At 38.4% G+C, this 8897-nt stretch carries 7 protein-coding genes; 1 reads left to right on the top strand and 6 read right to left on the bottom strand.

Going from position 1 to position 8897, the window contains the following annotated elements; all coding sequences use genetic code 11:
- From DEU40_RS19805 to DEU40_RS19795, 3 genes are all read right to left on the bottom strand, one after another.
- On the bottom strand, window positions 1-527 hold a 527-nt coding region (locus tag DEU40_RS19805; protein WP_228406573.1), incomplete at its 3' end, for a DUF6443 domain-containing protein.
- Between the two features lie 6 nt (window positions 528-533).
- Window positions 534-3740: a hypothetical protein gene (locus DEU40_RS19800; protein ID WP_110011451.1), complete on the bottom strand. Its 3207-nt coding sequence runs from the start codon at window positions 3738-3740 to the stop codon at window positions 534-536.
- 8 nt (window positions 3741-3748) lie between these two features.
- Window positions 3749-5386 carry a T9SS type A sorting domain-containing protein gene (locus tag DEU40_RS19795; protein ID WP_110011450.1) on the bottom strand — a complete coding sequence of 546 codons (1638 nt, stop codon included), beginning with the start codon at window positions 5384-5386 and terminating at the stop codon, window positions 3749-3751.
- 242 nt (window positions 5387-5628) lie between these two features.
- Between DEU40_RS19795 and DEU40_RS19790 the strand changes: the two genes are divergently transcribed.
- Complete coding sequence (locus tag DEU40_RS19790) at window positions 5629-5883, top strand: helix-turn-helix domain-containing protein (RefSeq protein WP_110011449.1); 255 nt, start codon at window positions 5629-5631, stop codon at window positions 5881-5883.
- A gap of 6 nt (window positions 5884-5889) precedes the next feature.
- Here the strand turns inward: DEU40_RS19790 and DEU40_RS19785 are convergent, their stop codons facing one another.
- The 3 genes from DEU40_RS19785 to DEU40_RS19775 are packed head-to-tail and all read right to left on the bottom strand — an operon-like array spanning window position 5890 to window position 8850.
- A complete protein-coding gene (locus DEU40_RS19785; protein ID WP_110011448.1) occupies window positions 5890-6933 on the bottom strand; it encodes an anhydro-N-acetylmuramic acid kinase in 1044 nt (347 codons plus the stop codon).
- Between the two features lie 11 nt (window positions 6934-6944).
- Window positions 6945-7535: an LPS export ABC transporter periplasmic protein LptC gene (lptC, locus tag DEU40_RS19780; RefSeq protein WP_110011447.1), complete on the bottom strand. Its 591-nt coding sequence runs from the start codon at window positions 7533-7535 to the stop codon at window positions 6945-6947.
- 1 nt (window position 7536) lies between these two features.
- Window positions 7537-8850, bottom strand: coding sequence for a hypothetical protein (locus DEU40_RS19775; RefSeq protein ID WP_110011446.1), 1314 nt, complete (start codon window positions 8848-8850; stop codon window positions 7537-7539).
- Window positions 8851-8897: the final 47 nt, after the last annotated feature.

The following is an 8897-nucleotide window of genomic DNA, read 5'->3' as shown; positions in this document are numbered from 1 at the left end:
GTTTTTTTGTCTGTTCCAACCGTTGTAGTTACTGTATTGGTGATAAATTTCTTTACCTCACTCCCCAGGTTTGTTTCATATTTAAATTTCTGGGTATGTCCGCCGCTCATCTTCCATGGATCACCGGGCTGGGCCACTTGCAGCACCCTGTCTAATGGAGAATTTTCTATCTGCTTTTCCGTGTAGGCATTGGCTGTGTTGTAATAGGAATTAGCCGTACTCTCATTCACAATCCCTGTATGGATGGCCGAATTGAGCGAACTGGCCGGAACGGGAAGAATATCTTTAGCCTGTCTTCCAAATCCATCATAGGTAATTGGGGTCACCAGATCCTTTCCGCTAGTAGTTGCTTTTACAGCGACAATCTGCTTGGGCCGTCCTAATCCGTCAAAATAGGTAATGGTTTCCGTTTTCTTGCTGCAATCGCCACTCAGGCAGGTTTTGGACTGTATATAGTTTTCGGTTGTGCTTTGTGCGTAGGTCAGCATCGCTGTAAACAGCAGACCTAAGAGTTGTATTTTTTTCATTGGTGTTTACGGCTTATAGTTATACTTGAATTCTTTTACTACTTTATAGCTGTAGGTTCCTGTGTTGTCTCTTTCCCTTACCTGAACCTGTTTCAGACGGTTGGTAGTATCATAGACATAAAGTTCCCTGACTCCTGAAGGTGGAGTAATGGTGGTGACTCCCACCAAAGGATCATAGGTATATTTGGTTACCATTCCTGCCGGCTGGAAGGCATCAAGGGCCAGCAAGAGTTCAGCTTCTTTGGTGGGATCGGCAGCATCTTCATTGGATTTCGCTACGATAGTACCGATCATTCCTTCGATTTGACTATAAGTAGAGCCTACAATTTTGGCAATCGGTTTGGTCTTGTTATAGCCCCAGACAATACTTACTGGTGTACCATCTTTCTCCCTATACTGAAGGATATTTCCTTTTTCATCGTATTTCTCATAGGTGACTTCTTTAGAGGAAGCAGCAGGGCTCAAATTATCATAAGAGTTTACAGATAAGGGAAGCACTAAGCTTCCGGTAACCGCATGAGGCAGGGCAGTGGGATAGATGGTTTCTTCACGGGAGGTTACTTTGGTGATATTATCCGCTGTTTGCTGTGTTTTGGTTTCCAGTGGAATACCCACCATATTTTTACCAATCATCAGCTGGTTGTTTTTCTCGTGGGCGTAGCTGTAGGTGGTTTCAGAAATAGAATGATCAGGATACTCGGTTTTAGACGATGTTAACTGGTAATGATTTGGATTGTTATAGAAATAGTTTACTTCAGTTTTCATTGCATTTCCATTCAGGTAGTCGGTTGTTTTCTGGTTTTGCAAATATGAAAAACGAGATATATTTTTATACAATACAAAATCCAGATTATCAAACTCTCCTATACCGCCTGAACCGCCTCCGATGAGCTCGAATTTCTTCCTTGTAGCCAAAGAAAATGTTGTATTTATCCCTGTATTATCTTCTGCATATTTATTTTCGACTTTTTTAATCAGATTTCCATTTCCGTCCAAATAAGTGAGAGAAAGTTCTTTTCCGCTTTTCCATGCAGTGTTTGAATGGGCTGTTCCAGAAATCACATCACCGCTGATACTCCCATACACGTCTATACCTGTATCAAATTCATGAATAATTTTTCCCCTTGCTCCTAAGTTTTCAACCACTCTGCTATAAAAGATATTAGGATTAAACGAATTATACTGGTTAACATTTGTAGAAGTTAAAATACTGTAGCTATAGGATAACGGAGGTAAGCAATTACTCCCCGTACAAACTGAAATACTGCTTCTGTCTTCCAGAAAATACGGCTGATACGCCTGAATAGTTGAGTATGATCCATCAGCATTTACATAATCATAGGTTTTAGTTACCGGAGTACTTCCCTCAGACTCATCTGTCGTTGATGCAACACGATATCCTCCCAATAGCTGATCCTGATAGCCTTGCGTAGGCTCTGAAATATAATAAGTAGCATGTACAGATGCGAAAGAACATGCAAATCTTGCTGTTGCTTTGAGGGTTATAGGTTTATTCTTTTGTCCGTCTATTGTAAATACACCTCCGGAGTCCGTAGAATAACTCTCACTTCTAAGCACAATCCCGTTCGAATCATACACTGTGATGTCAGCCGCCTGTTTTTGGCTGCTTAATATAGGAGAATTAAAGCAATTACCTTCACCATAGAGAGCATTACCGCCACTTATTTGAATCACTCCGTCTACTGCAGGGGTTATTGTAATTTGGGACGAACTTGAATAAGTATTTCTGTCGTTAAAGGTTTCTGTTCCTGTTGATCCCTGTTGGGCAGGAATCGTGACAAGTTCTCTCATTTTATGGTTCTCATAGGTGATACTTGTAGATCCTCCTGTAGGATATATTATTTTTTTTAATAGTCCTAACTGTCCGAGTGATGCATTTACACGTTGGTCTGCTCCGCTATAATTAACCTTAAATGGATCATTATCTTTATAAATCTGAGGAATCAGACTGGTGTTCATAGTCCCGTTATAATACCCCCACATATCCCTGCCAAAATTGAGCTTGTCAGGGAAACTATTACTATTATTATACTCGAAAGAATATTTCCTGCCAGATTTGATTTCATTGACGCTTTTTAAAAATACCCGGTCATTTGCTGTAATATCATAATTTAAATCAAAACTTTCTATCAGCTGTAATGAGGCATATTTTTTAATCGTCTTCAACAAATAATAATCCTCGTTTCGCTGTTGATATTCAAAAAAAATATAATTACCGTCCTGATCGTATATTTTTTTGATTTGTTTTCCCCAAACAGACTGGTTAGATTCCGAAACCAGCCCCATGCTTGGAGGAAGAGAATATAGAACTTCATTACAAAATACGGGACATGATACCTGGTTTGGATTTGTTGTTGGAGAACCATATTTTGAGGAACCATTCCCCTTGGTGAAAATCATCGACTGTGATTTTCCGGTTACAGCAGTAAAATTAACATCGTAATAATCAATATTGATTTCTCTATTCTCAATACTTTTTACTTTAGACAAGTACCATGAACTTACATTTGTTAATGCACCACCAGGGTGTTCTCCTGTATCGGTCATAAAGTTCCGGACCTTTTCAATACTATTAAAAGTGTACTCTGTTCCGTCCTCGGTTTTTATTACAAATCCACCATTGGCCCTGTCTATTTTACATCCTGACTTTTCTAGCTGTACGATTTCACCATTCTTTTTAATGATGAATTTTAAATTCTTTCCTGAAAAATTTGCCATATATAAATCAGGTTCTGAATCAAAATCATCGTTTTTACATAAAGTCAGATAATTTACTACAGCAGGATCATTCAGACCTAATGCATCAATATTGGGTGTTTCAATATTTCCTTGTGTGTTTAACTCATCAGGAAGATCTCTTATTACTCTTGTAATCACACCAGCGCTTATGAATCTCCAGCCCAGTCCCACAGAGCCATTGGTATCATCAACTTTAATTCCGTTGGATGAATAATTTAACGAAACAGGCAGCGTATTACTTCCTGATGAAAGTGAAGTAAGAGGAACGTCAATATTGGTACTCCCGGTAAATAATCCTGTCGGGATATTCCCAAAGGTTCCAAATTTAAAGGATTCCGGTGTCGGTGGGAAAATGGCTGGTACGTTTTTACCTACTTCATTGGGTGGTGTAGTTCCTTGTGCAAAAGTAGTATTAGCTAATAATAATCCAGCACAAATGATTATTTTTCTCATAATTTGTGTTATTTCTTGATTAATTTGGCATTCGCCGTTTTATTGTTATCCGTTTTTACAGTCACCAGATAAGCTCCCTGCACCAAAGCCTGGGTATTAATCTTAGTTACTTTATTCTTGGTTTTTATATTCTGAAGCTGTCTTCCGCTCATATCATACAAAAGTATATCTGCTTCTTTGAGATCATTGAATCCTATTTCCACATAAGCATAATCAGACACTGGGTTTGGATAGATCTTGATATCATATTTTTCAATCAGCTGATCAACCTGCTTGTCGCCAAGCTTTACGATCTTCCAGTTTTCTTTGCCCAACTCTTCCGCACTGGTTCCGGCCAGAACAATAGAACCGTCTCTGTTCAGCTTTAAATCGGAAAGTCTTTCTTCCTTCTTTTTGGATTCACCTTTGACATGTTTTCTCCACTGCTCGTTTCCATTTGGATCAAGATAGAGCATCCAGAAGGTTTCATCATCAGTTTCTATTCTTCCTTCTGCCTGAGTATAACCACCTAATAAAATCCCTTTGGATGATTTGTCATCTGCAGAGTGGAGAACACTCATTCCCATTAAAATGTCTCTGTTTTTGAAATTGTAAGATTTCTGCCACTGTTCATCGCCTCTTTCGTTTAAAGCAATCAGCCAAAGGTCTGTTCCTTCTTGTAATCCAACGGTTTTATTTCCTGACCTTTCTGATCTGGATTCTCCGCCAATGATAAAGCCAGTTGAAGTTAATGCCAGCGTTCTGATATGATCATCTCCTTTCCCTCCAAAGTTCTTTTCCCATTCAATTTTTCCGTTTTTGTCCAGCTTAACAATCCAGTAATCGCCTTCACCGAAATTTTCAGTTTGTTTCGAGGTACGGGATACGGGGTTCGGGCTTTGAACTTCTGATACGGAACCCGCATCTCGCACCCCGGAACCTTTGTCAGATCCCGAAACACGGACCTCGGAACTCCTCGAATAAATTCCTAATAAAGCTCCTCCGTCTCTCGTTGGAATCATCTTCTCTACTTCGTCTAACCCTTTTCCTCCTAAAATTAATTGGGAGAGTTCTTTTCCGTCTTTATCCAGTTTTGTGATCAAAACATCTTTGGAACCATAGCCTTTGGATGAGTTTTGAACATTACCGGCCACAAAGAATCCTAAATCTGTCGTTTGAATCACAGCTCTGGCTTCTTCATCAGAAGAACTTCCTAAGGTTTTCTGCCAAAGTTCGCCTCCAAATTCATTGATTCTGATCAGCCAGATATCTGAACCTCCTTTGGAATCGTCTTTTTTATCCAGTCCTTTTCCTGAATAAGAAGTTCCGGCTAAAAGAAATCCGCCATCTTGCGTGGTAACAGTAGCAGACAGATAATCGTGGTTTTGTCCTGAGAAATATTTCTCCCAGGATTCTTTCCCTTGCTGGTCAAGTTTAATCAAGTGAAAATCGTAGCCGTTATTCTGCTTTTGGCCGCTGGCTCCTTGCTGTTGGCTTTTAGACTGTATAGAACTTCCGGTGATAAGGTATTGTTGATCAATAGTTGTTGTAATCTGGCTTAAAAAGTCCTGCGTACGGGACCTGAAATCCTTTTGCCAGAGAGTTTCCTGGGCAGATAGGCTCAGGAATGTGCATAAAGTGAATGCACTTAAGTAATTTTTTTTCATAGGCTTGTGTTATTAACTTGTTAAAATTATTATTAATAGGGGAATATATACTCCGTAAAAACCCCATATTTTAATATATTGTTTTCAATTTATCTATACATGACAAAGCTATATATGTGCATAGCGACAAAATATGTCGTGTTTTTATCTTTTCAAACATTTATTGATAAGCTTTACAAATATAAAAAATGTAGTAATATAAGATTACAAAAATGTAGTATTTTATATTTCACTTTGTATAAGTGAAATATATTGAAGAACATAAAATCTTAGAACTAAAGCAAAGAATACCTGTCGAAATAGGTAATCGTATAAGAATATTTCGTGAAAAGAAAAAACTTTCACAAACGGAACTTGCTATGATGATAGGGAAGGATAGACAGTATCTCTATAAAATAGAAAAAGGAAAGGTTACTTCCAGTATTTTCACTATTTCAGTTATAGCCTGTGCACTTGACATTTCTCTGGCTGAGCTGATCGGTGAAATAAAAGTATGAAAATATCTAAGCAATAACTCCCGAACAATGATCCGCTGTACTTCCCGTGGCAGAAGACAATACATTGATCTCGTTATTCATTTTTAAAACGCCCATGAAGGCAAAAATCAGGGCTTCTTTATAATCGATGATCTCTTTTTCAGGGATGATCACTTCTGCCTTTGTTTTCGCTCTTATTTTTTCTATTAAAAAAGTGTTGTAAGCGCCTCCTCCGGTGATAAGGATGTCTTTTATACTATATTCATTGATGACGTTGGCAATCTGCTGGGCAGCATGTTCTGTAAAAGTGGCCAGAGCATCTAAGGCTTCAGTATTTTCAAGAAGTGGAAATATATGTTGATGGCACCATTCTATTCCCAAAGATTTTGGATGCGAAATCTGGTAGAAATCCAGGCTGTTAAGCTGATTCAGTAAAGTCTCATCTATCTTTCCTTGTGCGGCCAGTGCTCCGTTTTCATCAAAATTTTTATGCAGCTGCTGGGCCAGATGGTTCAAAACAATATTCACGGGAGCAATATCAAAAGCGATCCTTTTCCCATCGCATTGTAAAGAAATATTGGAAAATCCACCTAAATTCAGGCAGGCGCTGTATTTGGAAAAAAGTAATGCATCACCTATAGGAACCAGAGGAGCTCCGTTTCCTTTCATCAACACATCCTGGCTTCGGAAATCATAGATAACAGGTAACCCGGTTTCCAGCTTTATGGCTCTGCCGTCACCGATCTGCAGGGTGAATTTTCTTTTAGGCTGATGAAAAACGGTATGCCCATGAGAGGCAATCAGGTCGATATTTTCAAGCTGATGCTGATGAATAAATGCTTTAACCTGCTGCCCGAGATAAAAACCATACGCTGAATGCAGTTCCAGCAAATCTTCGGACGAAAGATGAATGGAGTTTCTAAGTTGGGTTTCCCAATCCTCAGAATAGGAGAGTGTTTCGGCTTTCAGGATTTTAAAAGTCCATGTGTCCTGCTTTTCGAATTCAGCAAGACAGATATCCAGACCATCCAGACTTGTCCCGGACATCAGTCCAATAGCCACAGCTTTCATTCTTTTTGGATTTATTTTTTATTTTCAGAAATTCTTTTTGAACTGAAATCTCCGGAATTGTTATAGAATGTATATTCGGAAAAGTCATCTTTGGCTGTCATTCCATTGGCACCTACCAAGGTAGAGCCATCTTCCATGGTAACATAAACTGTATCTTTGGTGTAGATTCTGTTTCTTTTCTGATCCCAATAAATACTCTGCATGGCAAATCTCTGCCCTTCATTGGTTTTTATCCTTACATCACCTTTGGCTTCGTAGAACTTTTTATATTCAAAAATACGGGCATATTTAGCGGTAATTCTTCCCGGAACCTTAGGTTTCTTTTTATCAAAAAACTCAATGTCAATTCCTTTTCTGGCTACCACATAGGGGCTGTCGATCAGTTCGTATTTTTCAATGATGGGTGCTTTGGCTTTTAAAGTCACAAAGCCGGAGTCACGCTGTATAATATTGGCGTTGTTGATGATCTGTGAAGGGAAGTTTTTGCTTTGGTTGCCATTTCTTTTGGTAAGATCCTCCTCACAGGATGTCAATATAAAAAATATAGCACAACTAAAAAGGCATGCTATATTTTTATATGATATTTTTTCTGAAAAATTCATCTTAGTTATAAAGAGTCTTTCTGAACCATTTATCAGCGAAATTAAAGCCGATTCTCAGGTTGACGAAGTTCTGGTTGATCAGGTTGTTTTTAAGAGTTCCTCTTTTACCCACTTCCAATCCGATTTCAAGACCACTCATTCTTGTGATACTGCTGTTCTTGAACGGTAACATTACCCCGGCAGAAATACCGAATTTATTAATGCTGTTTCCTTCCAGCTTAAGGTTTCCTCTCTCATAGAACGCTCCATATCGGTAGATCACCCTTGAGAAGTAGTTTCTGAAGTTATTATAGTTAGGAAGATACCATCCACCGGCAGAAATTCTGTAAGTGTCCTGGAAATCAAAAGTTTTACCGAAATAAGAGATGTCTTCTCCTTTTTTATAGTCAAGCTGTCCTGATACAAACCAATGGTTTTCACTACCATATCCAACCCCTAATGAAGCCTGTAACGGAAGAAGGTTTTTGGATTTTGTTTCTTTTTCCTCAACAATGGTTTCCGATCCGCTAAGCTTGGTGGTTTCCTGAGCATCAGAGTATCTGTAGGTACTGTTGACGTACTGTGTCGTCATATTACTGGTATTCCCAAAAGTAGCAGTAGCTCCCAATGTGAACTTCTTATCAGTACGTGTATTTAAAGTCTGGTAGCTTGTACCCAGTGTAAAATTAAAGTTTCTGACTCTGTTTTTAGTCTCATAACCATTAACATATTCACCTACATAAGTCCCAAGGTTACTGTTGTAAGCACGGAATTCATTAAGGTCGTTAAGGTCTCCGAAATAAAGATTGGCTTTTGCTCCTACGGATAATTCCTGATTGATTTTATAAGACACAGCAAGCTGAGCCGTATTTAAAGTTCCGCTTCCTTTAAAGCTGTTTTTGTAAAGAGGAGTTTTATCTTCTGTAAACTGTTCCGTTACGATGTCGTAGCTTTTAGAACTGTAAGGCTGATAAGAGATCCCCATTTTCACTTTTGAAGATAATGGAAATGCAATCGAAATATTGGAAAGATACGTAGAATGCTTTGTAGATTTCATATCGTTATAGTTCGATTTGAAATAATTGTTTTCGTTGGTAGCTTCCAGTCTGATACTCGTAAGTTCAAAATTGGCGTTGTTTGCCGGGTTGGCAAAATTGAAACTACTGGTAAAATCACTTATAAAAGCAGTAGATATACCTCCCATAGAAGCAGTTTCGATCGTATTATCATATTTCACATCTCCAATTCCATAAGTTGCATAAGGAGAGTTGCTTAGACTCTGTGCGTTCAGAAAATATCCAACTGATATGAATGATACTACAAAGATTTTTTTCATTCTTGATTTTTAAAACAATGCGCAAATATCTTAAATATTAATGAATT

It is taken from the genome of Chryseobacterium sp. AG844 (assembly GCF_003182335.1).
Classification (GTDB): Bacteria; Bacteroidota; Bacteroidia; order Flavobacteriales; family Weeksellaceae; genus Chryseobacterium; species Chryseobacterium cupriresistens.
Note: the sequence above shows the minus strand (reverse complement) of the source record. Positions and strands in the feature narration are given on the sequence as shown.